Source organism: Pseudomonas sp. TE3644, from assembly GCF_056278815.1.
In genome coordinates, this window is sequence record NZ_JBWBQF010000001.1 from 2687884 (window position 1) to 2713358 (window position 25475).

Here is a 25475-nt window from a genome sequence, read left to right on the forward strand (position 1 = left end):
CGCGCCTTACCCTAAAAGAATTCCGAATGCCCTGCGTAAATCCCTCCCGCTGCACGCACTTGCATTGATCGTTTCACTGCTTGACGCCTGCACCACCAAACCCAGCGTCATCGCCGAACAAAACGCGCTGCAGGAGAAATCTGTACGTGTATTCCTTCCTCGATGCTCGCGCTGATTTCTTCGGCGCTGGTTTCCTCAAGACGCTGCACTCACAATTCGACCAGCACGTGGCTGCCCATGGCGTGAAATCCGAACGGCTGTGGTTCGAACAATCGAGCAATCGCCCATGAGCTCGATGTGTACTCTGCAAGCGATGCCCAACGACGACGGCAGTACGGTTCGTTTACCAGTGCTTATGACGGTACTGCTGAACCGCGCCGACGAACGTCAGGGTCAGGCTACCCAACGTTTGATCATTTTCCACGCGGCGTCGGGCCGGACGGCGTGCAGATGGCTAAGCATCTGTACGACGCAACGATCGCCAGGACATTGATCGACGTGAGTACCCATAGGGTCTTGCGCAAGGTCGCTCAGACACTTGGGATAAGCCTTTTCAGGCCCCGGGTTTGATGCACGACCAACGTGCCCGGGTGGTCGATGATTTCATGGCTATGCCGTATCTACCTGTAAAACCACGATAAATAGCGCGTTCCTGGGTGAAAAGTGGCGACTTGAGCAGGGTCTTGGGTGCCACATTTTACGTAGAGGCGCGATTCCAAAGCACGGTTTGAGGCGTTTTTGCGTCGCGGCAGTGGCTGGGGAAGGACAGTATGACTTTGAGGAGGATGTAGTTGATTGCATGAAAGGGTGCAGGGAGATACCCTCCTTTCTCTGCGCTACTATCAGGATTATTAATAACTCAACTAAAGAACTATTTAGTTGAGTTATTAATTGGCTATTTTCATTAGGGCCTTTCTCTTTGCTCCACCCTGCCTTTCTGACCAGCCGCAAAGCAGGTAACGCCCCTCCTAGGCGGTTTCAGCGAACGGCGCAAGCAAGCCACAAATGCACCGTGCTATGGTATCGGGCGTTTCAGACCCTGACACAAGGAGCAGCAATGAGCCTGGAAACCGTCAAAGCCTTCCTGGCGGCCAACGCCCCCGATTTGTCCGTGATCGAGCTTGCCGAAAGCACCGCCACCGTGGCCCTGGCGGCGACGGCGCACAATGTCGAGCCTGGCCAGATCGCCAAGTCCCTGTCGTTGCGCGTGAACGACCAGGTCATCCTGATCGTCACCCGTGGCGATGCACGCCTGGACAACAAAAAGTTCAAGGCGCAGTTCGGGGTCAAGGCCAAGATGCTCGATGCCGCTGAGGTCGTGACCCACACCAGTCACCCGGTAGGTGGCGTGTGCCCGTTCGGCTTGCCCCAGGCGGTTGCGGTGTATTGTGATGTGTCGTTGCAGGCATTCGATGAGGTGTTGCCCGCCGGCGGCGCCATCAATGCCGCGGTGCGGCTGTGCCCCCAGCGCATGGCCAATCTGGTGAATGCCCAATGGATCGATGTGGCCCAGGCCTGAATCCTCCCTATAAAAAGAGAAACCCATGCGACCCTTTGCAAGCCCTTCCCCCCTGGCCAACCTGCGCGGCTTCGAGCTGCCGGCCGAGGCGATCACCACCCTGCCCGGCCCGGCCGATTACCGGCGTTGCCTGCTTGAACGCATCGCCACCGCCCAGCGGCGCATCACCTTGGTAGCGTTGTACCTGCAGGAGGACGAGGCCGGCCAGGAAATCCTCGACGCCCTGTATGCCGCCAAGGCTGCTCGGCCGCAGTTGGAAGTCATTGTCGCGGTGGACTGGTTCCGGGCACAGCGCGGGTTGATCGGTGCGGGCAAGCAGCCCGGCAACGCGGCCTGGTACCAGGCGGAGCGGCTCAAGTACCACGGCAGTGAAATCAAGGTCTATGGCGTGCCGATCCAGACACGCGAGCTGTTCGGTGTGCTGCACCTCAAGGGCCACGTGATCGATGACTGCGTGATCTACAGCGGGGCCAGCATCAATAACGTGTACCTGCAACGGTTCGACAAGTACCGTCTGGACCGCTATCACGTGCTGGACAACGCCGCCTTGGCTGATGCCATGCAGGCACTGGTGACCGCTACCCTGCTGGACCCCAAGGCGTGTCACCGCCTGGATGTGCCGGCCCCGGGCAAGTCGCGGGCGCTGAACAAGGCCATCCGTGGCTTCCGCAACCAGCTCAAGCGCGCCGCCTACGACACCCGCGCCGGCACCACGCAGGCCGACCGTTTGCGGGTGATTCCGCTGGTGGGCGTGGGCCGCAACAATCCGCTCAACCGCACGGTGCTGAGCCTGGTCGCCGAGTGTCAGCAGCAGTTGGTGCTGTGCACGCCGTACTTCAACCTGCCGCCGGTGCTGGCCCGCGAAATCGGACGGGCGCTTAAGCGCGGGGTCAACGTGCGCATCATTACCGGCGACAAGACGGCCAACGATTTCTACACCGCCCCGGGCGAGCGCTTCAGTGTCAGCTCGGTGCTGCCCTATGTGTATGAAAACAACCTGCGCCGCTTCGCCCACGCCCATCAAGCCGCCATCGACAGCGGCCAGTTGCAGCTGGATGTATGGAAGCATGGCGAACACAGCTTCCACCTCAAAGGCGTGTGGGTGGACCAGCGCTACACCCTGTTGACTGGCAACAACCTGAACCCGCGCGGCTTCCGGTTGGACCTGGAGAACGGTTTGTTGATTGATGACCCGCAAGGCGTCTGGTCGGGGCCGCGTCAGGAGGAATTGCAGCACTTGGCGGCGAATACCACGCGCATCAGCCGATTCAGCACGCTGCAGACGCCGGAAGAGTACCCGCTCAAGGTGCGCACGTTCCTGCGCCGCATCAAGCGGGCTCGCGTGGGGCGCCTGGTCAACTACTTGCTCTGATGGCGGCCTGGGCGCTGGCCAGCAGGCCGGCGCCCGCCTACGCTTTGCTTTTCACTGACTGCCCGGGTAAAGCGCCATGACACGATTGACCGCCAAGGATTTCGCCCCCGAACTGCTGGAACTGTACGACTACTATGTGCACGGCAAGATCAACCGTCGCCAGTTTATTGACCGTGCCGGCCAGTTCGCCCTGGGCGGGCTGACCGCCTCGGCGCTGCTGGCGTCACTGAGCCCCAATTACGCCCTGGCCGAGCAGGTGTCGTTCACCGACCCGGATATCGTTGCGGAGTACGTCACCTACCCCTCCCCCAAAGGCAACGGCACCGTGCGCGCCTACCGGGTGCGCCCGGCCAAGGCGGCCGGCAAGGTACCGGGCGTGGTGGTGGTGCATGAAAATCGTGGGTTGAATCCTTACATCGAAGACGTCGCGCGCCGGGTGGCCAAGGCGGGTTTCATCGCCCTGGCGCCCGATGGCCTGACCTCAGTGGGCGGCTACCCCGGCAATGATGACGAAGGTCGCGAGTTGCAGCAGAAAGTCGATCCGCAAAAGCTGATGAACGACTTCTTCGCCGCCATCGAGTGGCTGATGAAAGACCCGGCGACCACGGGCAAGGTGGGCATCACCGGGTTCTGCTACGGCGGTGGGGTGTGCAACGCCGCGGCTGTCGCCTACCCGGAACTGGCGGCGGCAGTACCCTTCTATGGCCGCCAACCCAAGGCCGAGGACGTGGCGCACATCAAGGCACCGCTGTTGCTGCATTACGCAGAGCTGGATAAGCCCATCACCGATGGCTGGCCGGCCTACGAACAAGCCTTGAAGGCGGCGGGCAAAACCTACCAGGGACACGTGTACGCCGGGGTCAACCACGGCTTCCACAATGACTCGACCCCGCGTTACGACGAGCCGGCGGCCAAGCTGGCCTGGCAGCGGACCCTGGAATGGTTCCACCGCTACCTGGCCTGAACCGATCGGTCTAAAGCTCTACTTGCGGGCCACTCGATAGCGAATGCAGCCGTCGTAGAAGGTGTCCCGCACCACCGCTGGCTTGGCGCGCGTGGCATTGTCGAAGGTCTGCTCGGTAATGCCCAGGGCCATCATGCGCATCCAGCCCTTGTCGAACTTCATGGTGTGGATCTTTTCCCGGGCGGCATAGCGCGATACGCCGGCCAGCTTGAGTTCCTGGGCGCGGGCCGCCGTGCCTGCGCCCCAGCTGCACATGAAGCGGTCATCGGGCCGCACTTCCCTGGCCTGCGCGCACAATGCCGCGCCTGTCAGCGCGACGCCTGCCAGTGTAATCATCACATTGCGCATTTAATTCCTGCCCCAACCGACTGAAAGTACAGTGATTTTGGCGGGTAATTATTTGTTGGTGGGCCAGTATTTCGCCTGCTTGTGGTGGCGATAGGGTTGGAACCGCGTTGTCTGCATCGCGGCCAAGGCCGGCTCCTACGCCGTCCGTGGCCGCGACGCGATCGCGGGCGTCATTCGCGGGGGATCAGTTTGGCAGGCAGGAAGCGGTGCTGCGCCGAGAACACCCGGCGATAGGTGAGCAATACCGCCACCACGGTGCCCAGCCCCGACGCGGCGGCGATCAAAAACATGATGATGATCTGGTAACGCACCGCCTGCAGGGGACTCTCCCCGGCCAGCACCTGACCGGTCATCATCCCCGGCAAGCTCACCAGCCCCACCACCGACATCTGGTTCAAGGTGGGAATCATGCCCGCCCGCACTGCCTGACGCGCCGCCAGCTGTGCAGCTTCCCAGCGGGTGCCGCCCAGCGCCAGCGTCATTTCGATCTGGCCACGGCCTGCCGTCAGTTCCTGAATCATGCGTTCAATGCCCAGCGAGACGCCGGTCAACGTGTTGCCCAGGATCATGCCCAAGATGGGGATGGCGTACTGGGGCTCGTACCAGGGATGGATGCGGATCACCGCAAACAGTCCCACCGCCGCCACCAGCCAACTGCTGAGCCAGATCGAGCCAATGCTGTCGGCGCGTCGGCCGGCGTAGGTGCGCTTGCCACGCCCAGCGGCCGACAGCCCGGCGATCAGCGTCATCAGGCACATCACCGGCAACACCACATACCATTGAGCATTGGCGAAGATCCAGGTCAGTACATACCCAATGGCCAGTAGCTGTACTACGGTACGTATCGAAGCCACCAGCAACTGGCGACCCAGCCCCAGGTTGAGGCACAGTGACAGCACGCCGTTGATCAAGATCAAGGCCGCAGCGATGGCAATGTCCAGGTTGGACAGGCTTTGGTAATTCATGTCAGGCGCCCGGCGGTCATCACGTGCTGGCGATTGCTGACCCGCTCGGCCTGGATCGGGTCGTGGGACACCCAGATCAGCGCGCGATCAGGGCTGAACCAGGCGTCGACCAGGTCTTCCACTTGACGCGCCGACGCAGGGTCCAGGGCTGCGGTGGGTTCATCGAGCAGCAACACTTGGGGGTTGAGTTGCAGCGCGCGTACCAAGGCCATCACTTGGGCTTCGCCGCCGGACAATTCGCTGGCCTGCTTGCCGAGGAAGCCGGGCGGTTTGCCGGCCTTGGCCAACTGTTGCACCACCACATCGCGGTCGAATCGCGCGTTGGCATGCACCTTTAACGAATAGGGATAGCGCAAATTGTCCTCCACGCTGCCATCGAGCACCGCCGGTTTCTGCGCGATGTAGCACACCTGGCGGCGGTAATCGGGAATGTGCGCGGTCGCGACAGGCGCGCCCTGCCAGTGGATTTCGCCCGCATGGGGTGCGTCCAGCAACGCCAGGGTGCGCAGCAGTACGCTTTTGCCCGAGCCGGAAGGCCCCGTTATGGCCACTCGGTTGCCAGGCGCCAAGGTGAAATGCAGCGGTTGCAGTAACGTTGCTCCGCTGCGCTCATCAATACGAGACAGGTCAATCGCAGTCACCAAGGTGGAAATGGGAGACACGTTCAATCGCGCAGTTTCCAAACAGTAAAGAGATAAGGGCGATCATGATGCACGACCACGGCCTTGCACGACAAGTTGCAAGTAACGCCATACCGTTAAATTAAAAGACGAGCAAGTTGCTATAAGCATGCCAAGGTGCCAAGTGCCTGATCGGCAGGGCTTCCCCCGTTTTTATACCGCTCTAAAGCGCCAGTTTCGGGGGAAATTCCCCAAATAATGGCATACAGCCCCAACTTGTTTTAAATATTAAAAAATGCGAAAAAAGTCCAGCGGCATCAATTAAAACTTCGCTATAGTTCCAATCAGGCAACTTAGCGCTTTTTATCAGCCCCGATATCCCGGGACCGCTGCCGTGCGCTCGAAAGAATAATGGCCAGGGAAACGAACAATAAAAAAGGACCGACCCCACCGAGAGCGAGCACCCCTATGAGCACACTCCCCTACCGTAGCCTGATTCCGCCGCTGGGCCTGGCGTGCTGGTTGCCCATGGCGGCAGCCCTGGCGGCCACCGAGCCCGAACCAGAACCCGTCGACCCGGTGATCGACACCCCTACCCTGCAAACCTTGAAGGGCGTGCTGCCCCCCGACCCGTCGGGCACCGAGGGCGGACGCAAGGTGGACTTGATGACCGACTATGTACTGAACCGCGACGCCGCCGTACGGCTGGGCAAGGCGCTGTTCTGGGACATGAACGTGGGCAGTGACGGCGCCACCGCGTGCGCCTCCTGCCATTATCACGCAGGCGTTGACCACCGCATCACCAACCAGATCAACCCTGGGGAGGCCAACACCAACAGCAACGTGGGCACCTTGTTCAACAAGCCATTCGCGGCCGGCAACATTCCGGGTGACGTGCCCTCCTACACCACGCTGTCCGGTGGCAAGGGTGGCCCCAACTACACCCTCAAGCGTGGCGACTTCCCCACTCACGTACTGGCCGACCCGCTGGACCGCAATTCGCCCATCGTGTATTCCACCGATGACGTGGTCGGCTCACAGGGTGTGTTTGACGCCAACTACACCAAGCCCAAGCAGTCGCGATTCGACAAGTGCACCCAGCAACCCGACGGGGTTTTCCAGGTCAACAACATCAACGTGCGGCGCAGTACCGGGCGCAACGCCCCCACCACCATCAACGCCGTGTTCAACGTGCGCAACTTCTGGGACGGCCGGGCCAACAACGTGTTCAATGGCTTCTCGCCGTTCGGCAATCGCGACCCTGACGCCGGCATCTTCGTCACCGCCGGGCGCAGTACCGTGGCCACCAAGGTTCGTTTGGCCCTGGAAGATGCGTCCGCAGCGTCCCAGGCCGTGGGCCCACCCGGCAGCCCGGTGGAAATGTCGTGCGGGGGCCGTACCTTCGCCGACATTGGCCGGCGTATCCTCGACAGCCTGATCCTCAGCCGGCAGAAGATCGCCCCTACCGACTCGATGCTGGCCGCCATGTCCGGGCCGCGTCGCCCTACGTACCGGGAGATGGTCAAGTCAGCGTTCCAGCCGCGCCTGTGGAACGCCACGCAGCCGGTTTCGCTGGGCGGTGCCAACTACACCCAGATCGAAGCCAACTTCCCGCTGTTCTTCGGCCTGGCGATCCAGATGTACGAAGCCACGCTGGTCTCCGAGCAGACCCCACTGGACGCGTACCTGCAAGGCAACACCCAGGCCATGAATGCTCAGCAGGTTCAGGGCATGGAGGTGTTCCTGGGCAAAGGCAAGTGCGTGAACTGCCACGGCGGCCCGGAACTGACCAACGCCGGCACTCGCCTGCGCCTTGAGCCGCATGAGCGCATCGAACGCATGCTGATGGCTGACAACCTCACCACGCTGTACGACAACGGTTTCTACAACATCGGCGTGCGCCCGACTGCCGAGGACCTGGCGGCCGGTGGCACCGACCCGTGGGGCAACCCGCTGTCGTTCACCCGCCAGTACAACACCTTGCTGAAGGGCGGCAACGTGCCTGACCCCTTTGAGGTGGATGTGTGCAAGTTCGAACTACCGCTGACTGCCGCCATCCCCTGCGATGCCACGGCCAAACCGGCGGTGGGCTTCCGCGATGCGGTGGATGGCGCCTTCAAGGTGCCGACCCTGCGCAATATCGCCCTGACCGGGCCGTACTTTCACAACGGCAGCCGCTCTACGCTCAAGCAGGTGGTGGAGTTCTACAACCGCGGCGGTGACCGGCGCGGCGAAGACGCCAGCAACACCAGCGGCTTCGATCACCCGGCGGTGAACCAGCACAACGGCTCCAACCTTGATGCCGACATCACCCGCCTCGACCTTACGCCGGAAGAACAGGACGCGTTGGTCAAGTTCATGGAAGTGGGCCTGACTGACCCGCGGGTAGCCTGGGAGCGCGCACCGTTCGATCACCCTTCGCTGGTGATCCCGCAGGGCGAGATCGGCAACGAAAACAGCGTCACCGTGCGGCCGCCGGATGCCGGCGTGAACACGCCACGGGCCCAGGACGCATTGCTGCAACTGCGTGAAATCGGCGCCGAAGGCCGCAAGGCCACTGAAGGACCGCTGCTGCCGTTTGTCAACGACCTGTAAAACCCCTTGGCCTGCCCCATCGATTGATAACTCGATGGGGCAGGCCATGTCCCTCCCCCACCTCCGCACCGACCTTGCCGGCGACAGAGCCCGTAGCCGCTGCCGCCAGGCTGCGCTGGCCGGTGTGAACCCCGAAGATATTCAGTGAAGCCCAAGGCCAGCGCAGCCTGGCGGCAGCGGCTACGGATCGGTGGTGGGTTGCGGGGTGCTATAGTGACTACCTTGGGGTTGTACGGGGGTTCACGCACCGGTGCCGACATGAACATGCCGATTCGCCTGCTTTGCCTTGCCTGCTGCCTGCTGTCGCCGCTGGCCATGGCGCAAACCTATTACCCCACGATTTACTCCACGCCGCCGCAGCCCTACATCGACAATCCGCCCCAGCCTTTCGTGGTGGTGGAATACCCCCATCGCTTTTACGACTCGCAGCTGCCCGCCATCGCAGAGCGCGCCGAAGTGGTGGCGCGCGTCTACGATCCAAGGCTTGGGGTATACGTGGATACGCGGGTGCCAGACCCCAGTTGCCTGGGCGACCCCCCGCGTCAAGGCGCTACCACTGACGTTTGTCAGGGCGCATCAGGCCAAGTTTCTCGATACGGTAACGCAGCATGTCGCGACTCAGGCCCAGCAGGCGGGCTGACTTGGTGACGTTCCAGTCGGTCTTGTCCAGCACCTTGCGCACCATGTCGCGCTCAACCGCCGGCAGGGTCATGTTGGTGTTGTCCTCGAAAACCGGGCGCGGCTCACTGGCCTCTTCCTGAACGGGCATCACCGGGCTGTCCACCAGGCTGTGGCACACGTTCAACTGGCTGGCCCCCACGCAGTCACTGGGCGCCAGCAATACCGTCTGCTCGAGCATGTTGCGCAGCTCACGCACGTTGCCTGGCCAGCTGTAACTGAGCAGCAGCTCCTGGGCCTGGTCGCTGAAATACAGGTTCGGCTTGCCGTAGCGCTTGCCGTGGGACGCCAGGAAGTGGCGCGCCAGCAGCAGGATGTCATTACCGCGGCTGAACAGGCGCGGCACCTTGATGGAGATAATGCGCAGGCGGAAAAACAGGTCGCGGCGGAACTTGCCCTGCTGCACCATCTGCTCCAGGTTGCAGTTGGTGGCGCTGATGATGCGCAAGTCCACCTTGCGCTCCTTCACCGAACCCACACGGCGAATGGTGCGGTCTTCCAGCAGCTTGAGCAGCTTGGCCTGCAGCAGCAGGTCCATCTCGCCTACCTCGTCCAGGAACAGCGTGCCGCCGTCCGCCGCCTCCACCAAGCCCAGGCGGCGGTCCTTGGCGTCGGTGAACGCGCCTTTCTCGTGGCCGAACAGCTCCGATTCCAGCAGGTTGGACGGAATGGACGCACAGTTGAACTCGATGAACGGCCCCTTGGCCCGCGGCCCGTCGAAATGCAGGGCGCGCGCCACCAACTCCTTGCCCGTGCCCGTCTCGCCTTCGACCAGCACCGGTGGCAGGTCGTTGTTAGGCATGCGCCGCTCCGCGTCCAGCAGCTGCTTGAGGGTGCCTTTCATGCTGACCATGGGCGCGGATTCGCCAATCAGCGCCTGAATCCCGGAATTCTGCGCATCGCGGTCCTGGTAGAACGACAGCGTACGTTCCATGCGGTCGGTGGCCAGGGCCTTGTCCAGCAGCAGCTTGAGCTCGGGCAGGGCCACCGGCTTGGTCACGTAGTGAAACGCGCCCTCCTTCATGGCCACCACCGCGTCCTCGATGTTGCCGTAGCCGGTCATCATGATCACCTTCAGATCCGGCGCGCTGATGCGCAGCTTCTGGATCAGGTCATGGCCGCTCAGGCCCGGCAGCGAGTTGTCGGTCAACACGGCGTCGGGCTGGAAGGTGCGCAATTGCTCCAGCGCATCCTCGGCGCTGTGGCAGACAGTGACCTCGAAGCCCTTGCGCTCCAGATAGGTCTGAATGTTCTGCGCCAGGATTTCATCATCCTCGACCAGCAGTATGCTGTGCTCCATATTCCCCTCCCGCTGCCACTCTGAAATTGAGACTTACACGGGTTCCTTCCTGCTCCTGACTGGTCAGGTCGACCGAGCCCTCGAAGCGTTCCATTATCCGTTTGACCAGCGACAACCCCACGCCCAGCCCACCTTGCTTGGTGGTGAAAAACGGTTTGAACACCATGCGTTCCTGTTGCCGGGTCATGCCTTTACCGGTGTCGGCTACCGTCATGGTCTGGCGCCCACCGGGCAGTTCCTGAACCTCGATGGTCAAAATGCCGCCGTTGGGCATGGCCTCCAGCGCGTTGGTAAACAAGCTGTTTAAAATCTGCATCAGCTGTACCGGGTGGCTCACCACCTTCGGGTAGCCGCGCGGCGACCAGTTCAACTGCACGCCACAGCGACGGATCATGCTGTCGTGCTGTTTGCACGCCAGCTCAATGGCCTCGGTCAGGTCCACCGCTTCCTTGTCGGTGCTCATGGGCTTGAGGGATACAAGCAACTCCCGTACCCACCTCGACATACGGTCAACCTGGCCAATGATGTCGGCAATATTCTTCTGCGAATCCTCGCTGGCCACTTCCTGCGCCAGCTCGGCGCTGGAGCGGATGGTGGCCAGCGGGTTGCGCAGGCTGTGGGCCACCGCCGAGGACATCTCGCCCAGGGCCACGAAGGTCTCATTGGCCACCAGTTGCCGCTCCTGGGTACGCAGCAGGATCGCGGCACGCCGCACAATCCAGTACAGGCCGCCGTAGATCAGCGCGCCGCCGAACAGGGTGGCCAGCCAGATCATCAGGTAGCCCAGGCGGATGCGGGCCACCAGGTCCGCCGGCTCCTTGTAGATCTCGACCATGGCCACCACTTTGCTGCGGTCGGCGTTGAACAGCGGGATGTAGTTTTCAATGAACAGGTATTCGGGTTCGCGCAGCAGCTTCTGCTCCGGGCGCTCCTCGGCGATACGGTGGTAGCTGGCGGCCACCGGCACTTTCATCTCGAACGCTTCGTCGAGCTCGTCGTCGTCATCGATGCGCGCGCCGATCAGTTGCGGGTTGGTGGACCAGATGACCTGGCGATTCAAACCGTAGACGCTGGCCAGCAGCAGGTCCGGGAGCTGTGACAGATGGTCCAGGAATTCGGCACGGGCCGAATTCTGAGCGTCGGCGCTGAAGCCCGGCAGGTTCGGGTGGTCCTGGGCGTCCAGCACATCGCCAATGGTCAGGCTGACCGGAATATGCGCATGGCGCAGCTCGGCCTCGCCGATGGACTGGATGAACTGCGCAGTCAGCAGCGCGTCGCGCTCCACGCTCTGATCCACCACAAAGCGCGTCGACACGTACCCCAACCCCAGCGCCACGGCACCGATGATCAGCAGGCTGGCCAGCGAGAACCAGCGCAGCAGGTTGAAACTGCCCACGCGAGTGCCTGTGGCCGAAGGGTTGATGGTCTGCATGTCAGGGTTTCCTGGCTGCTGTTGCTTGAAGATATAGACCCGCCAGCACCTGTGCCACTGATGATTGGCTATGACGGGGCTACCCATGATAGTAATTTGCCTCTATTGCATATTTGCCATGTCGTGTTGCGCGTGATCAGCGTGCCTGGTGTGCCCTGTATCCGCGTCTGCAACGGGCGCCGGCAGCGGTTTCTGGCGGTTGGTCTCACTGTCGAGATACTCCAGAATAGACTTCACCGACACGTCGTCCAGGCGCAGATTGGGCATGGGGATGCTGTCGTATTGCTGGTAAAGCTGAACGGCCAACGGGTCTTTTTCGGCCAGCATGCGGTCCGGTTCCTTCAGCCAGCGTTGCAGCCACTGTGGGTCGCGGTTGCGGGTCACGCCAATCAGGTCGGGGCCGATGCTGCGCAAGCCCAGGCCCTGCCCGTCCATGGGCCCCAGGCTGTGACACGAGGCGCAGCGGGTGCGGAACAACTCTTCGCCGTTGCTGGGTGGGCGAATTTCCGGGGCGTTGGCGTAGCTCTGCTCGGTGCTGGCGGTTTTCCAGTTCTGCAGGGTGTTGGCCAACTGGTCGGCCAGAATCCATGGGTTCTCGAAGGGCGAGGCCTTCATCCAGCGACCGCTGCTCTGATTGCCCACGATCAGGCTCAGGTTGTGATCCTTGGTGCGGCCGTTATCCACGCCTTCGATGAACAGGCCCAGTTTCTGCCGCAGTTCGGTGATGTCCTGCTTGTTGCCGGTAAGGAACTGCCAGCCGGGGCCTACTTTGAATTTGTCCATGTAATGCTTGAGTGCCGCGGGCGTGTCGTGCTCCGGGTCAATGGTGATGGAGTAGAAGAACACGTCCTTGCCGACCCGATCGCCCAACAGCTTCTGCACCTGGCGCAGCCGCGCGGTTTCCAGCGGGCAGGAGTCGGTGCAGGTGGTGAAGATGAAGTTGATCACCACCACCTTGCCTTTGATCAGGTCGTCGAAAAAGTGCACCGGCTGGCCGTCCTGGTTGGTCAGCGCGGTGTTGGGGAAGTAATCGCCGCCCCAGGGGGTGGCGGAGCCTTGCGGCTCGGGTGCCGGCGCCACCACCAGTTCGTGGGCGCGCAGTACCTGGCAGGCCAGCAGGCACGTCACCAGCATCAGTATCCAATGCAGCCCCAAGGCGCTGTCGCGGGTGTCGTGCTTGCTCATGGCCGTCTCCTTATTTGACGTTGACTTGCGGGCCGAAGCCGTCGCCGCTGCGGAAGGTAGGCAGTGCGGCAGAGTTCACGTAGCGCACGCCATCCCAGCTGGGCAGCGGGGTGGGCATCAGCTGCAGTTGCCCGGGTTTCTCCAGGTCCCAGCGCAGCAGCATCGAGTTGTCTTCATGCTGGGTGTTGTGGCAGTGCTCCATGTAGGTCCCGGCGAACTCGCGGAAGTTGATCGCCATTTCCACGGTGTCCAGGCCGTCCGCTTCCGAGCCGATGCGGTAGACGTCCTTGCGCGCCCATTTTTCCCACTCAGGCGGTGCCTTGCCGCCGCGGCTGAGGATGATGCCTTCCTCGAAGTGCACGTGTACCGGGTGGCTCCAGCCTTTGCCGCCGGCCTTGATGTTCCACACTTCCAGAGTGCCGATGCCGCCATAGCCTGCATCGGTGGGGCCGTTGGCCAGTTGCGTGGAGGCGTTCAGCCGGCGTGGGTCCATGTGGTAGCCGAAGCCGCCATCGGTCTTGACCGTCCAGGGCGCTTCATCAGTGCCGTCCGAGCGGCCGAAGATGAAGGTGCGGTGGCGCGCCTTGGCCAGGATCAGCTTGTCGGCAGCGTTGTCCCGGTGGATTTTGAGCGGGATCATGACGCGGCCTTCGGCCTTGCCCGGTTTGGCTGGTTCATACAGCGACGGGTCCATGGCCAGGTCCTGGCCGGTGTAGGCCTTGACGTTCATTTGCATGATCTTGCCGACCACGGGGTCGCCCTTGTCCCACTGCGGGCCCTTGCTGCTTTGCTTGATCACCGGCAGGTATTTCTCCGACAGGATGTCGGCCAGCGGGATGACCTCTTTGGGGCCTTTGCCGTCGTCGTGGGCCTGCATGTTCACCAGGAACACTTTGTCCCCGGCTTTGACCCCGTTTTTCGAGAAGTTGACGATGATGTCGAAGCGTTCGGCGATGCCCTGGGTCGGCAGGATGGCGTTGTGGTTCTGTTTGTCGCCGTCGGCGTCCAGGTCCATGGTGCCGTCGAAGGGCACGGTGTGTTCCATGATGTTGCCGTCGTTGGCGATCATGTGGAACGGTACCCGGGCATAGGACAGCCCCGAGCCCTTGGGCCCCTGGAACTCACCGCTGGTGCCTTTGATTTCGCGCACCAGCGCCAGCTTGAAGTAGCGCGACACCGAGCCGTTGAGGATGCGGAAGCGGTAGCTGCGGGCGCGCACGTCCAGCACCGGTTTCCACTGCCAGTTGACCATGGGCTGGTCACCCAGGAAGCCGTCGGTGTTGAAGGGGTTGAACCACAGCTGGCCTTCCTGATCCCAGGCCTTGTCGGCAATCACCAGGTTGACGTCATAGTCGCGGTTGCCCCACGGCAGGCCGCTGCCGCTGGGGAAACGCAGGTTGACGCCGTCGTCCACCGCCTCGTTGCCGCGGTCCAGGGCGCTGTAGTAGTTCATCATCGCCGCGTTGCCCTTGTAGACGTTCTGGGCGGTGAAATCGAGCATATGGTCGTGGAACCAGTGGGTGCTCATGGTTTCGCGCCAGTCACCGCGGATCTTGATGGTGCCGTTGTTGCAGGTTTTCAGGCCCGGGGTGGCGTCGTTGACCCACAGGGTTTCGCCTGGCGAGCACGGGAACGCGGCGCGCGGGTCCTGGGCGTTGGTGTTGAGGGTGTCGTACCCGGCCAGCTGGATCGGCCAGCGATAGTCGTAATACTGACCCGGGAAGAAGAAGGCGTTGGCGTAACCGTCGCTTTCGGCCGGGGCATGACCGTTGTGCTCGTGGGTACTGATGGTGTGCAGGCCGAAACCCTTGTTGGCCGACGGGTCGATGGGCAAACCGTTGTAGTGACGCATCAGCACCGGCTGGCCGTAGCGCACCATCAGCAGCTTGGGCGGCAAGGTGCCGTCGAAGGTCCACACCGAGTTGTGGTTCTGCACCGGCATATTGGGGTGGAAGCGCGCGTCCACGCCCTTGGCGGTACCGTCGGTGGCCGGGACACCTGCCACGTTGTGGTACAGGCCACCGGGGCCGAACTCGCCCACCTGATAGCCGTGACGCTGCTTGCTGTCACGCAGCCCGCCATTGACGCGCGCGCCGGTTTGCACCGTCTTGTAGGCGTTTTGCGGGTAGAACTCGTTCCAGCGCTGGTGCGACCAGCCCTTTCCTGGTGGCCGCCCCTCGGCCGAGGAGCCGATGTGACGGTTGAGGAAAATTTCGATCTGGGTCTGCCAGGGGTTGCGGTCCACGGTGTTGGACACCTGGCTGGGGAATGGCGTGAGCCCCGGTTGCTTCAGGAAGGCGTCCAGCGCCGCGCTGGGCGGGCCGCTGCGGGCGTCGCTGAGCGGGTCCTGCTGCGGCGCCGGGCCTTTCACCGGGGCCGGGAACGGCAGCGGTGCAGCGGGCGTGGTGGGGTCCAGTTTTTCCGGGCCGAACTCTTCGAACAGGGTCAACTGCTGGGTAAACGGCAGCGCCCCATACAACGGGCTGGGTTTGCCGTTGGTGGGGTAATTGAAGCTGGTCTGCGCCGCCGGCGGCAGCACGTTCTCGATGCGCGTGGTGGCCTTGCTGCCTTTGACGGCATCGGGCAGGTCCAGCGAATCTTCGTTCGCCTCGGGGGCGGTCAGGATCGCGTTGAGTGCGGTGGTCTCGTCCGCCGGCTCGTCCTGATAGGCAGAACTGTCGTAGCTGGGCGGCTGGCTCTCATCGTCGATCGGGCTGGCCCAGGTGCCGTGACAAGTCACGGCCATGGCCAGGGCGACGCTCAAGGGAGTCAGCCGGGCGATCCTTCGGTATGAAAGCCATTGTTTCTTGTTCATTGTCATCCGCCTCACAGGAAAGGGGTGATGACACCTGAGCAATTAGTCGGCCAGTTTTTAGCGAACCGTGCAAAAGCCTTTGAAACATGAGGTTACCAGTGCTGAGGGGTAACCGGGAGGTGGGGTGACTGGGGAATGACACCCGCTTGCGGGGAAAGTTCATACCCGGTTTTTTGGGTGCAGCCCCCTCATTCTCATGCCAGACAAACAAGGCGGACCAGGTGATGCCACAGACAAAACTGGCCCGAAACAAACTGTAGGAGCCGGCCTTGGCCGCGATGCGCCGCGCGGGCGGCGCGCGATCTCAAGAACGCCACAAGGCCCCAAGACAGGCCCCCCAGCCCCACCGCAATCCGTAGCCGCTGCCGCCAGGCTGCGCTGGCCGGCGTCAACCCTGGGGATCTTGAGTGGGGCTTAGGGCAAGCGCAGCCTGGCGGCAGCGGCTACGGGGCGGCGGTGTTTGTTGGAGGGGCATGTTGATGTTTTTGCAGTGTTCTTGAGATCGCGCGCCGCCCGCGCGGCGCATCGCGGCCAAGGCCTGCTCCTACCGTCTGTTTCGGGCCAATTTTGTCTGTGGCATCACCTTGTCCGCCCTGTTTGCCTGGCTTGAGACTGGTGATTACCCCACCAAACAAAACACCAGACTCACACACGTCCCCTGCCCCTCCACACTCTGCAACTCCACCCTCCCCCCAAACCGCTCCATGATCCGCTTCACCAGCACCAACCCCACCCCCAACCCACCCTGTTTGGTGGTGAAAAACGGGCGGAAGGCCATGCTGCGCTGTTCCTCCGACATGCCCTTGCCGGTGTCCGTCACGCTCAGGCAGGCCGAGCGGTTGTCGTCGCAGGTCAGCACAATGGTCAAGGTGCCGCCCTTGCCCATGGCTTCCAGGGCGTTGGCCACCAGGCTGTTGAGGATCTGCGTCAGCTGCACCTGCTGGCTCAGTACCATGGGCGTGTGCTGGCTGTGGAACACCACGCGGGCCTGGGCGCGGGCGATCTGCTGTTCGAACGCCAGCAGGCTGTCGTGCACGCAGGCCACCAGGTTCACCGGTTCCGGGTCATCGTTGAGCGGGCGCAGGGAGGACAGCAGGTCACGCACCCAGGTGGACATGCGGTCTACCTGGCTGATGATATCGCCGATGTTCTTGTGCGCCGCCCCGCTGTCGAACTCCATGGCCAGCTCGGCGCTGGAACGGATGGTGGCCAGCGGGTTGCGCAGGCTGTGGGCCACCGCCGAGGACATTTCCCCCAGGGCCACGTAGGTTTCGTTGGTCACCAGTTTCTGCTGCTGCAGGGCCAGCAGCATCGCCGCGCGCCGCACGATCCAGTACAGCCCCAGGTAAATCAGCGCACCGCCGAACACCGTGGCTATCCAGATCAGCAGCAAGCCGCGCTCCATGCGGGCGATCAGGTCCTTGGGCTCCTTGTAGATTTCTACCATGGCCATCACCTGATCGCCGCTGGCGTTGAACAGCGGCACGTAGTTCTCGATGAAAATGAACGCGGGCGGTTTGACGAATTTCTGCTCCTCGCGGGCATCGTCCAGGTTGTGGTAGCTGCTGGACACCGGGATTTTCTCTTCGAACGCCCGGTCCAGGTCCTCGTCATCCAGGATGTATTTGCCACTGAGCTGCGGGTTGGTGGACCAGATCACCTTGTGGTCCGGGGCATAGATGTTCACCAGCAGCACGTCGGGCAACTGCGCCACGTGGTCGAAAAACTCGCCGCGCACTTTCTCCCGCAGGCCCGGGGCAATGCCGGGGTACTTGCCGTCCTGGCGCGGGTCCAGCAGCTCGCCCATGGGCGGCACCTTGTCGATGTTCATGTGGCGCACTTCAGTGGCGGCGACCGACTGCACGAATTGCGCGGTCAGCAAGGCGTCGCGTTCCACGCTCTGGCCGATCACAAAGCGCGTCGATACCGCGCCCAGCCCCAGGGCCACCAGGGCAATGATCGCCATGCTGGTGACGGAGAACGAGCGCAGCAGGTTGAAGGTTCTCAGGGGCGGCGTGCGGTCGGGCGGCACGTCGCGCTGGCGTTGAAGTGGCCATTTCATGGATGTGTGGTTCCCCTACCCGTCCCTAAGGGTATAGCCCACCTCCGGGAAAACGAGTGGGCAATGTGCCAAGCCCCCCCACAAATGGGGGAAACACCCCAGCCCCGCCATGCCCCACTCCCCGGCAATCCGCCACGCGAGGCTCTGGCCCGCAGGTTTTAACCTGTCTGGCACACAAGTTGCGCTCGCCCCCTGCAACTGACCCATCCCCCTGCAGGGGCAGGGCCTTTGCCAGAGGGAGAAAACCAATGCACCCTTTACTTGCCAAAACTGCCACCGTTCTGGTGGTGACTTGCCTGGCCCAGGGCGTGGCCCGGGCGGCGCTGTTCGAAGTGGACCGGGGGCCCTACCAGGCTGCCAACGGTTTCTTCGCCGCCTGGTACCAGGACACCCACGGCCGCACCCTTGACCTGTGCCTGTCCAAGGCCGTGAGCTCGCGGGTAGCCGGTACACCCGGCGCCCCGTCGTACATGTGCTCGCTGTTGCCCACACCCGGGGTATTCGACGATGCGCAGCCGGTGGTCTTCCCCACCAACTTCCCCGACGAGGCGTTCTGGTTCACCGCCGATGCCACCGTGGTGGACGCCGCCCGCGGCGTCAACCTGAGCTACGGCGCGGCGATCGAGGCCGCGTTCAGCGAAGAGCTGCCGGTGGACGGTGACCAGACCAGCTTTGCGCGCATCCGCATCCGTGTCGATGTGCCCACTGCCGGCACCTACATCATCACCCACCCCTACGGCGTCGAAGCGTTCACCGTGACCACGCCGGGCCGCCGGGCCATCAACATGACCCGCGACATCGGCATCACCACGCCCAAGGACTACACCGGCGCGCTGGTCGGCGACGTGGGCCCGTTCCTGCGCAGCGTCAACGGCCCGTACACCGAGACCAACCCGCAGACCGGTACCGCCGAGCGCTTCATCGGTGACCCCAACCTGACCGAGGCCGCCACCGGCAGCCCGTTCAACACCAACTTCGTGCGCATCGAAGGCCCGGGCGGCATCGACCTGCGTACCACCCTGTTCGCCCTCTCCGGCAAGCTGTCGACGGTGGTTCGCCCCACCCCGCTGATCACCCAGCGCGGCACCTACTCGCGCCGCGCCGGCACCAGTGCACCGATTGCCCAGCAGGACGTGTTCGTGCAGGCGCCACCGGCACCCGGCACCGTGACCCTGGACAGCAACACCCCGCCCCTGGCCCTGGGTGAAACCACGTCCACCGGCAACTGGTACGGCCAGTCGTCCAGCAACCCGTCATTGCCCGCCACGCTGCAACTGACCGCCGACAACCACCTGGCCATCGCCAGCAGCACCCCCACCACCCTGGGCATGCCGCTGACCGACCTTGTGATCATCCAGCGCGCCGAATACAGCCTGGCCACCGGCCAACTGACCGTGATTGCGTCCACCAGTGACGAGACCTCGCCGCCGGTGCTGACCGCCACCACCGAAGGCGGCGCCGCCATCGGCGCGCTGGGCGGCGACGGGGCCGTCAAGACCCTGGCCACCAGCATCACGCCCATACCACCGGCCAAGGTGCGGGTGACGTCGTCCAACGGCGGCACCGACCTTGAAGAAGTGGTCATCGTGCAATGAACGCCCACAGGCCCAGATTCGCTTCAGGAGGCACCATGAACAAACCCCCAAGCCTGGCCCTCAGCGCCCTGGCGATGACCCTCATGACCCTGTCGGGCGCGGCCAGCGCTGTGCTGCCCGCCTACGACACCGGCCCCTACACCGCCGCCACCGGCCACTACCCGGCCTGGTATGAAGACGCCAACCACCTGCAACTGGAGCTGTGCCAGTCCAAGGCTGTCAGCTCGCGGGTGCCAGGCGCGGTCGGCGCACCGTCCTACATGTGCACCATCCTGCCCGAGCCGGGCATCTTCGATGACACCCTGCCCATCGTGTTTCCCGACAACTGGCCACCCGAGGCGTTCTGGACCCTGGCCGAGACCACCATCCCGGCGGTGGGCAACAGCGGCTACGAGCTGGAAGCCTACGTGGCCGGCATTGAAGCGGCCTTCACCGTGGAAGAACCCACCGAAGGCCAGCAGATCAGCTTTGCCCGTATCCGCATGCGCATCAACGTGCCGGTAGCGGGTACCTACACCGTCACCCACCCCTACGGCGTGGAAACCTTCACCGTGACCGCCCCCGGCCGCCGCGCCATCAACGTCACCCGTGACATCGGCGTGGGTGCGCCTGGCAACTTCAGTGGCGCGCTCAACGGCGCCATCGGGCCGTTCCTGCGCAGCGTCAACGGCCCCTACGTGGAGGTAAACCCCGAGACCGGCGCCAGCGAAACCTACATTGGCGACCCCAACCTGACCGAGCCGGTGACCGGCAGCCCCAACAACACCAACTTCGTGCGCATCAGCGGGCCGGCAGGCACCATCGAGACCAACCTGTTCACCCTGAGCGGCAAGATCTACGACCCGCGCGTCCAGACGGCCGTGGACAGCCGTCGCGTCACTTACCGGCGTACCAGCAATGGCGGCACCCCCAGCACCCGCGTGGAAGTGTTCGCCAGCTCGCCCAACAGCTCCACCCTGTGCTTCCGCGAAACCCTGGCGCTGGTGCCCGGCACCCCGGCCTCGCCGTGCCAGACCCCGATGGTGGGTGACAACAGCGGGCTGTTCTTTGGCCAGCACCTGATCACCGGCAACGCCGCGCTGCCGTCGGTGGTGGTGATCACCGCCAGCAATGCGGCCGGCACCACGCGGCCTACCTCCACCTCGAGCAAACTCACCGACCTGGTCAAGATCCAGACCGCGACCTACACCTGGGCCACCAAGACCCTGCTGATCGAGGCCACGTCCACCGACGAGGTGAACGTGCCCGACATGGTCGCCAACGGCTTCGGCCGCTTGTCCAAGAACGGTACCCTGCAGCGCCTGACCGTGACCGACCTGGCTCAACCGCCCGCCAGCGTCACCGTCAAGTCCGCGGCCGGCGGCGGCGACACCGAGTGGGTCAAGGTGGTGGGCAATGCCCCCAATACCGGGGAGAACCAGCCACCGGTTGCCGTGGCCGACACCGCCTCCACCGGGTTCGGCGTGCCGATCACCCTCAATGTGCTGGCCAACGACAGCGACCCGGATGGCAACACGCCGCTGGTCGTCACCGGGCTGACTCAGCCGGCCGCCGGCCAAGGCACAGTGGTACTCAACGGTACTACTCAGGTCACCTACACCCCACCGGCCGTGGTCAACGCGCCCATCGCCGCGACCTTCACCTACATGGCCCAGGACAGCAAAGGCCTGGCCTCGACCCCGGCCACGGTGACCGTCAACGTGGCGCCCAACCGGCCACCGGTGGCCAACGCGGACACCGGCGCCACCCTGGGCGTACCGCTGGTGATCAACGTGCTGGCCAACGACACCGACCCTGAAGGCAACGTGCCCCTGGCCGTGGCCAGCGTCACGCAACCGCCTGCCGGGCGCGGCACGGTGACCAACAACGGCAACCAGGTCACCTACACCCCACCGGCCACGGTGACTGCGGCCTTCACCACCACCTTCACCTACGTGGCACGGGACAGCTTCGGCGCCCTGTCGCCGTCGGCGACGGTCACGGTGCAGGTGTCGCCACGGCCGGCGGCGGAGACCTTCACGGTCACCACCTCCACCGTGCAGGCGAAATCGGGCAACCGCTTCGTCTGGGACTTCGCCGGTACTTCGTCGGTGGTCACGGGCAACACCATCACCGTGCAGGTCACCACCCCGACCGGCCTGGTCACCCTGGGCACCACCACGGTACCGGCCACCGGCCGCTGGCGCCTGACCGTCAACAACAGCACCGTGGCGCCGTCCGCCAACCCCACCGCCACCATCCGCAGCTCGCAAGGCACGGTGCGTACGGTGAACATCACCACGCTGTAACCCGTGTACCCGCCGGCCACCTGGCCGGCGGGCCACCCCAACCCAGGAGTTGCCCATGCGCCTGCCGATTGCTGCCTTGCTGTGCCTGTTGGCCGCCGCCCAGGCGGCCACTTGCCTGGCCGACGACCTGATGGACAACGCCGACCTGGCGCCGTCCAGCGACCTGGGCGAACTGCCGCCGCCGGTGGGCCAGCATGCGCTGATCAACCAGCAAGGCCAGGCCAACGAGGCGCACCTGCAGCAAAGCGGTCAGTCGCTGTTGGGCAACATCGTGCAACAGGGCAGCAACCAGGAGGCCTACATCCTGCAACAGGGCAACGACCTCATGGCGTCCATCACGCAACAAGGTTCAGGCAACAACGCCAGCATCAGTCAGCGCGGCAGCAGTAACCGCGCGCAGATCGACCAGAACGGCAATAACAACAACGCGAGCATCGATCAAGCCGGTACGGGGCTGCAAAGCGCCGTGACGCAGTCAGGCAACGGTATGAGCGTTTCCGTCAAGCAGTACCGCTGAAAGACACTTAAGTCCCTAGGAGGCTACACCCATGTTTATTCTCAAACCTCTCGCCGCTGCAATCCTGGTATTTGGCTGCGCCCAGGCCATGGCCAGCAACAGCGTTTCCAGCCAGAGCCAGAACGGCAACGGCAACATCGCCGCCGTTGAGCAGCAACAGGCCGCCCAGGCCCGCGCCGAACAAGTGCAGAAAGGCCAGGGCAACTCCGCCAGTGCCTTCCAGATGGGTACCGACAGCCTGATGCAACTCAATCAGGACGGCGACTACAACAGCGCCTACACCGAACAGATCGATGAAAGCGCCAGCCACCTGCTGCAGCAGCAGACCGGCAACGACAACACCGTCGACGCCAGCCAGTCCAGCGGCCAGGGCAACTATGGTCTGCAGCAACAGAACGGCAACGGCAACTACTCGCAGGTGTATCAGGACACCCAGGTGGGCAGTCAGGCAGCCACCGTGCAGGCCGGCAATTACAACACCGCGCGTATCCAGCAAGTGTTCGGCGGCACCAACAACAACGCCGTGATCAACCAGCACGGCGACAACCACAGCGCCCGCGCCGAGCACCTGGGCCAGGTAGATGGCCACATCACCATCAACCAGACCGGCGACGGCCACATCGCCTACGGCGAACAGGGTGATGGCGTTGGTGGCAGCGTGGCCATCGACCAGGGCGGTTACTCGAACGCCGCCACCGTGTGGCAAGACGTGCAAACCGGCGGTACCCAGGCCCATGTGGTGCAATACGGCAGCCTCAACGACGCCACCGTCGACCAGTACGACGGCCACACCAACAACGCCCTGGTGCTGCAATCGGGTGACACCAACACCGTCTACGCCGACCAGACCAACGCCACCAATGCTGCGGTGACGCTGTATCAGAGCGGCAATAACAACGCCCACTACACCTACCAGACCGGCACCAACCAGACCATGACCGTGGCCACCACGGGCAATGGCAACACCGTCAACGCCAACCCCTATCAGGGCAGCCACGTGGGCGGCCAGAGCGGCACCGGGCAACGCGCCGCCATCAACCAGAACGGCAACCAGAACGTCGCCACCTTCACCCAGGGCGGTGTCAGCCAGGCCACCCAGCTCAACCAGAGCGGCCAGGGCAACCAGGCCACCATCAAACAGGCCGACAGCTACAACGAGCTGTACTTTGACCAGAACGGCAGCGACAACCTCCTGATCTCTGACCAGCGCGGTGAAAACAACGTGGTGCAAGGCACCCAGAGCGGCGACGGCAACAGCGCCAACTTCGACCAGTCGGGCTACAACAACCGTGCCTACACCGCGCAGGTGTATGGCAGCGACAACCAGATCACCATCAAACAGGCCGACAGCATGAACGTGGCGTACGTGACCCAGGGCGGCACGGCGAACATGGCGAACGTCGACCAGGCCGGGCAGTCGCAGAGCGCGGTGGTGCAGCAGTATGGTGGCGCGAACAACGCGACGGTGTTGCAGCGTTAACGAAAGCGGCAGCAAACAAAACCGCAGCCCAAGGGCTGCGGTTTTTTTATGGGCGCGGCACCACAATCCAAAGCCAGACAAACAAGGCGGACCAGGTGATGCCACAGACAAAGCTGGCCCGAAACAAATGTGGGACCGAGCGAAGCTCGGGAAGCGCCGCGCGGGCGGCGCTCGATCTCAAGACCACCACAGAAACCTCGACTGGCACCTGGTAGCCCCAACGCAATCCCGTAGCCGCTGCCGTGAGGCTGCGCTGGCCGGTGTCAACCCGGGAGATGTTCAGCGAGGCACAGGGCCAGCGCAGCCTAACGGCAGCGGCTACAGGTGCATGTCTTGGGATCTTCTGCGCTCTTGAGATCGAGCGCCGCCCGCGCGGCGCTTCCCGGGCAGAGCCCGGTCCCACATGTAGGAGCCGGGTTTACCCGCGATGCGCCGCGCGGGCGGCGCTCGATCTCAAGACCACCACAGAAACCTCGACGAGCACCTGGTAGCCTTGATGCAACCCCGTAGCCAATGCCGTGAGGCTGCGCTGGGCCTGTGCCTCGCTGTAAATCTTCAGGGTTCACACCGGCCAGCGCAGCCTGGCGGCAGCGGCTACGGGGGGTTGTGTTTGTTGGGGGCATATCGCGGCGTCTGCATCGCGGCCAAGGCCGGCTCCTACCACCGACCGCGTAGGAGCTGACTTTAGTCGCGATGCAGGCGTGGCGTTGGTGCAGGTCTTGGGATTTTCTGCGTTCTTGAGATCGCGCGCCGCCCGCGCGGCGCTTCGTGGGCAGAGCCCACTCCCACAGATGGCCTGGGGCATTGGCGTTGGCAGCCTTTGGCGCATGACTTGAATGCACCTGTGGGACTGGAGGTCCCACAGGTCTGGCTTACTCTTCAGTGTCCTGCGGGCGGCTCTGGCTCAGGTAGCGGTCCAGGGTTTCGTTGCCATTGCCGCTGTTGTCACCCGAGACGGTCCACATGTGGCGCTCGATGCCCTGGGCCACCAGGTGGCCGACCGCCGCTTCGATCGCCGACAACACGCACAGCTGCGCCGGTTCGTTGGTGGTGTAGCCCACTTCGGCCTCCAGCAGCTTCTTGAACTCGATGAACTTGAAGATCCCGGCGCTACGGCTCACCGAGTAGATGGTCTTGGTGGTCATGACGTTGGCCAGCACCTGGCCGCTGCGCACGTCCACCGCCCGCAGGTTGACGGTCACCTGGTCCACCCGGTACTCACGCGATATATCGATGCCCAGGTAGCGGGCGCCCTCGCCGCCGCTGCGCACGTTGGTGTCGTAGGCGATGATGCCGCCTTCCAGCATCAGGTTGGCCGCCTGCAGGGCCGGCAGGTCGCCGGCGATATTCACCGGGGCATCGGCCTTTTTCTGCGAGGCGCGGATGATCTTGCGCTCGGTCAGCAGGTTCTGCAGCCCTTCACGCTCCAGCACCACGAACCAGCCGCTGGCCTGCATGGCGTCCATCAGCATGCTGGCGGCGCCCTGGGTCACGCTGGTGGAGAACGAGCTGGCCGGGGTGGGTTTGTACTGCCCGGTCTGGTCGCGGAAGCCATACACCACGGCCATTAGCCGGCCCTTGGGCCGTGGCATTTTCAGCAGGTCGTAGTAGGTGGAGGCCCGCGGTGTCAGCGTCGGGGTGTCTTTGTCCTGCTCGGCGGACATGGGTTCGCGCAGGCCGCAACCTTGCAGGGCGGCCAGGATCATCGCGGCCAGGATCAATTTTTTCATCGCACATTCT

18 protein-coding genes are annotated in these 25475 nt (G+C 63.6%); 9 read left to right on the top strand and 9 right to left on the bottom strand.

The window, feature by feature from the left end; all coding sequences use genetic code 11:
• Positions 1-146 precede the first annotated feature (146 nt).
• From ACZ9GA_RS11865 to yghX, 4 genes are all read left to right on the top strand, one after another.
• Positions 147-290, top strand: a complete 144-nt coding sequence (locus ACZ9GA_RS11865; RefSeq protein WP_457362490.1) for a hypothetical protein — start codon at positions 147-149, stop codon at positions 288-290.
• A gap of 767 nt (positions 291-1057) precedes the next feature.
• Positions 1058-1519 carry a YbaK/EbsC family protein gene (locus ACZ9GA_RS11870; protein ID WP_457362489.1) on the top strand — a complete coding sequence of 154 codons (462 nt, stop codon included), beginning with the start codon at positions 1058-1060 and terminating at the stop codon, positions 1517-1519.
• 25 nt (positions 1520-1544) lie between these two features.
• A complete protein-coding gene (gene pssA / locus ACZ9GA_RS11875) occupies positions 1545-2891 on the top strand; it encodes a CDP-diacylglycerol--serine O-phosphatidyltransferase (protein ID WP_457362488.1) in 1347 nt (448 codons plus the stop codon).
• Between the two features lie 76 nt (positions 2892-2967).
• Positions 2968-3855 carry a YghX family hydrolase gene (yghX, locus tag ACZ9GA_RS11880; RefSeq protein ID WP_457362487.1) on the top strand — a complete coding sequence of 296 codons (888 nt, stop codon included), beginning with the start codon at positions 2968-2970 and terminating at the stop codon, positions 3853-3855.
• An 18-nt stretch (positions 3856-3873) separates the two neighbouring features.
• On the opposite strand, the gene ACZ9GA_RS11885 is transcribed toward yghX, so the two are convergent.
• From ACZ9GA_RS11885 to ACZ9GA_RS11895, 3 genes are all read right to left on the bottom strand, one after another.
• Positions 3874-4203, bottom strand: coding sequence for a hypothetical protein (locus tag ACZ9GA_RS11885; RefSeq protein ID WP_457362486.1), 330 nt, complete (start codon positions 4201-4203; stop codon positions 3874-3876).
• A gap of 170 nt (positions 4204-4373) precedes the next feature.
• Positions 4374-5168 carry an ABC transporter permease gene (locus tag ACZ9GA_RS11890; RefSeq protein WP_457362485.1) on the bottom strand — a complete coding sequence of 265 codons (795 nt, stop codon included), beginning with the start codon at positions 5166-5168 and terminating at the stop codon, positions 4374-4376.
• Complete coding sequence (locus tag ACZ9GA_RS11895; RefSeq protein WP_457363753.1) at positions 5165-5821, bottom strand: ABC transporter ATP-binding protein; 657 nt, start codon at positions 5819-5821, stop codon at positions 5165-5167. The genes ACZ9GA_RS11890 and ACZ9GA_RS11895 overlap by 4 nt, the downstream gene beginning before the upstream one ends.
• A 495-nt stretch (positions 5822-6316) precedes the next feature.
• On the opposite strand from ACZ9GA_RS11895, the gene ACZ9GA_RS11900 reads away from it, so the two are divergent.
• Positions 6317-8383: a cytochrome-c peroxidase gene (locus tag ACZ9GA_RS11900; protein WP_457363752.1), complete on the top strand. Its 2067-nt coding sequence runs from the start codon at positions 6317-6319 to the stop codon at positions 8381-8383.
• Between the two features lie 550 nt (positions 8384-8933).
• Here ACZ9GA_RS11900 and ACZ9GA_RS11905 read toward each other — a convergent pair.
• The 5 genes from ACZ9GA_RS11905 to ACZ9GA_RS11925 form a co-directional block, all read right to left on the bottom strand.
• Positions 8934-10361 carry a sigma-54-dependent transcriptional regulator gene (locus ACZ9GA_RS11905; protein ID WP_457362484.1) on the bottom strand — a complete coding sequence of 476 codons (1428 nt, stop codon included), beginning with the start codon at positions 10359-10361 and terminating at the stop codon, positions 8934-8936.
• Positions 10330-11793, bottom strand: coding sequence for a sensor histidine kinase (locus tag ACZ9GA_RS11910; RefSeq protein WP_457362483.1), 1464 nt, complete (start codon positions 11791-11793; stop codon positions 10330-10332). Before ACZ9GA_RS11910 ends, ACZ9GA_RS11905 begins: the two co-directional genes overlap by 32 nt.
• Positions 11794-11895: 102 nt before the next feature.
• On the bottom strand, positions 11896-12978 hold the full coding sequence (locus ACZ9GA_RS11915; RefSeq protein WP_457362482.1) for an SCO family protein: 1083 nt from the start codon (positions 12976-12978) through the stop codon (positions 11896-11898).
• Between the two features lie 10 nt (positions 12979-12988).
• A complete protein-coding gene (locus tag ACZ9GA_RS11920; RefSeq protein WP_457362481.1) occupies positions 12989-15793 on the bottom strand; it encodes a multicopper oxidase domain-containing protein in 2805 nt (934 codons plus the stop codon).
• Positions 15794-16412: 619 nt separating this feature from the next.
• A complete protein-coding gene (locus ACZ9GA_RS11925) occupies positions 16413-17855 on the bottom strand; it encodes a sensor histidine kinase (protein ID WP_457362480.1) in 1443 nt (480 codons plus the stop codon).
• 248 nt (positions 17856-18103) lie between these two features.
• Between ACZ9GA_RS11925 and ACZ9GA_RS11930 the strand changes: the two genes are divergently transcribed.
• From ACZ9GA_RS11930 to ACZ9GA_RS11945, 4 genes are read left to right on the top strand one after another with little or no spacing between them, the layout of a single operon-like run.
• Complete coding sequence (locus ACZ9GA_RS11930; RefSeq protein WP_457362479.1) at positions 18104-19450, top strand: hypothetical protein; 1347 nt, start codon at positions 18104-18106, stop codon at positions 19448-19450.
• Between the two features lie 35 nt (positions 19451-19485).
• The gene (locus ACZ9GA_RS11935; protein WP_457362478.1) at positions 19486-21738 is read left to right on the top strand and encodes an Ig-like domain-containing protein; all 2253 of its coding nucleotides are present in this window, start codon (positions 19486-19488) and stop codon (positions 21736-21738) included.
• Between the two features lie 55 nt (positions 21739-21793).
• Positions 21794-22255, top strand: a complete 462-nt coding sequence (locus tag ACZ9GA_RS11940; protein WP_457362477.1) for a curlin — start codon at positions 21794-21796, stop codon at positions 22253-22255.
• Between the two features lie 31 nt (positions 22256-22286).
• On the top strand, positions 22287-23735 hold the full coding sequence (locus ACZ9GA_RS11945; protein ID WP_457362476.1) for a curlin: 1449 nt from the start codon (positions 22287-22289) through the stop codon (positions 23733-23735).
• Positions 23736-24607: 872 nt separating this feature from the next.
• Here ACZ9GA_RS11945 and ACZ9GA_RS11950 read toward each other — a convergent pair.
• On the bottom strand, positions 24608-25465 hold the full coding sequence (locus ACZ9GA_RS11950; protein ID WP_457362475.1) for a CsgG/HfaB family protein: 858 nt from the start codon (positions 25463-25465) through the stop codon (positions 24608-24610).
• Positions 25466-25475 lie beyond the last annotated feature (10 nt).

Coding starts and splice junctions, on each gene's coding strand:
- ACZ9GA_RS11920 (WP_457362481.1), bottom strand. CDS start 15,793: ATGAACAAGAAACAATGGCTTTCATACCGAAGGATCGCCCGGCTGACT.
- ACZ9GA_RS11915 (WP_457362482.1), bottom strand. CDS start 12,978: ATGAGCAAGCACGACACCCGCGACAGCGCCTTGGGGCTGCATTGGATA.
- ACZ9GA_RS11870 (WP_457362489.1), top strand. CDS start 1,058: ATGAGCCTGGAAACCGTCAAAGCCTTCCTGGCGGCCAACGCCCCCGAT.
- ACZ9GA_RS11900 (WP_457363752.1), top strand. CDS start 6,317: ATGGCGGCAGCCCTGGCGGCCACCGAGCCCGAACCAGAACCCGTCGAC.
- ACZ9GA_RS11885 (WP_457362486.1), bottom strand. CDS start 4,203: ATGCGCAATGTGATGATTACACTGGCAGGCGTCGCGCTGACAGGCGCG.
- yghX (WP_457362487.1), top strand. CDS start 2,968: ATGACACGATTGACCGCCAAGGATTTCGCCCCCGAACTGCTGGAACTG.
- ACZ9GA_RS11950 (WP_457362475.1), bottom strand. CDS start 25,465: ATGAAAAAATTGATCCTGGCCGCGATGATCCTGGCCGCCCTGCAAGGT.
- ACZ9GA_RS11945 (WP_457362476.1), top strand. CDS start 22,287: ATGTTTATTCTCAAACCTCTCGCCGCTGCAATCCTGGTATTTGGCTGC.
- ACZ9GA_RS11935 (WP_457362478.1), top strand. CDS start 19,486: ATGAACAAACCCCCAAGCCTGGCCCTCAGCGCCCTGGCGATGACCCTC.
- ACZ9GA_RS11940 (WP_457362477.1), top strand. CDS start 21,794: ATGCGCCTGCCGATTGCTGCCTTGCTGTGCCTGTTGGCCGCCGCCCAG.
- ACZ9GA_RS11905 (WP_457362484.1), bottom strand. CDS start 10,361: ATGGAGCACAGCATACTGCTGGTCGAGGATGATGAAATCCTGGCGCAG.
- ACZ9GA_RS11910 (WP_457362483.1), bottom strand. CDS start 11,793: ATGCAGACCATCAACCCTTCGGCCACAGGCACTCGCGTGGGCAGTTTC.
- pssA (WP_457362488.1), top strand. CDS start 1,545: ATGCGACCCTTTGCAAGCCCTTCCCCCCTGGCCAACCTGCGCGGCTTC.
- ACZ9GA_RS11930 (WP_457362479.1), top strand. CDS start 18,104: ATGCACCCTTTACTTGCCAAAACTGCCACCGTTCTGGTGGTGACTTGC.
- ACZ9GA_RS11890 (WP_457362485.1), bottom strand. CDS start 5,168: ATGAATTACCAAAGCCTGTCCAACCTGGACATTGCCATCGCTGCGGCC.
- ACZ9GA_RS11925 (WP_457362480.1), bottom strand. CDS start 17,855: ATGAAATGGCCACTTCAACGCCAGCGCGACGTGCCGCCCGACCGCACG.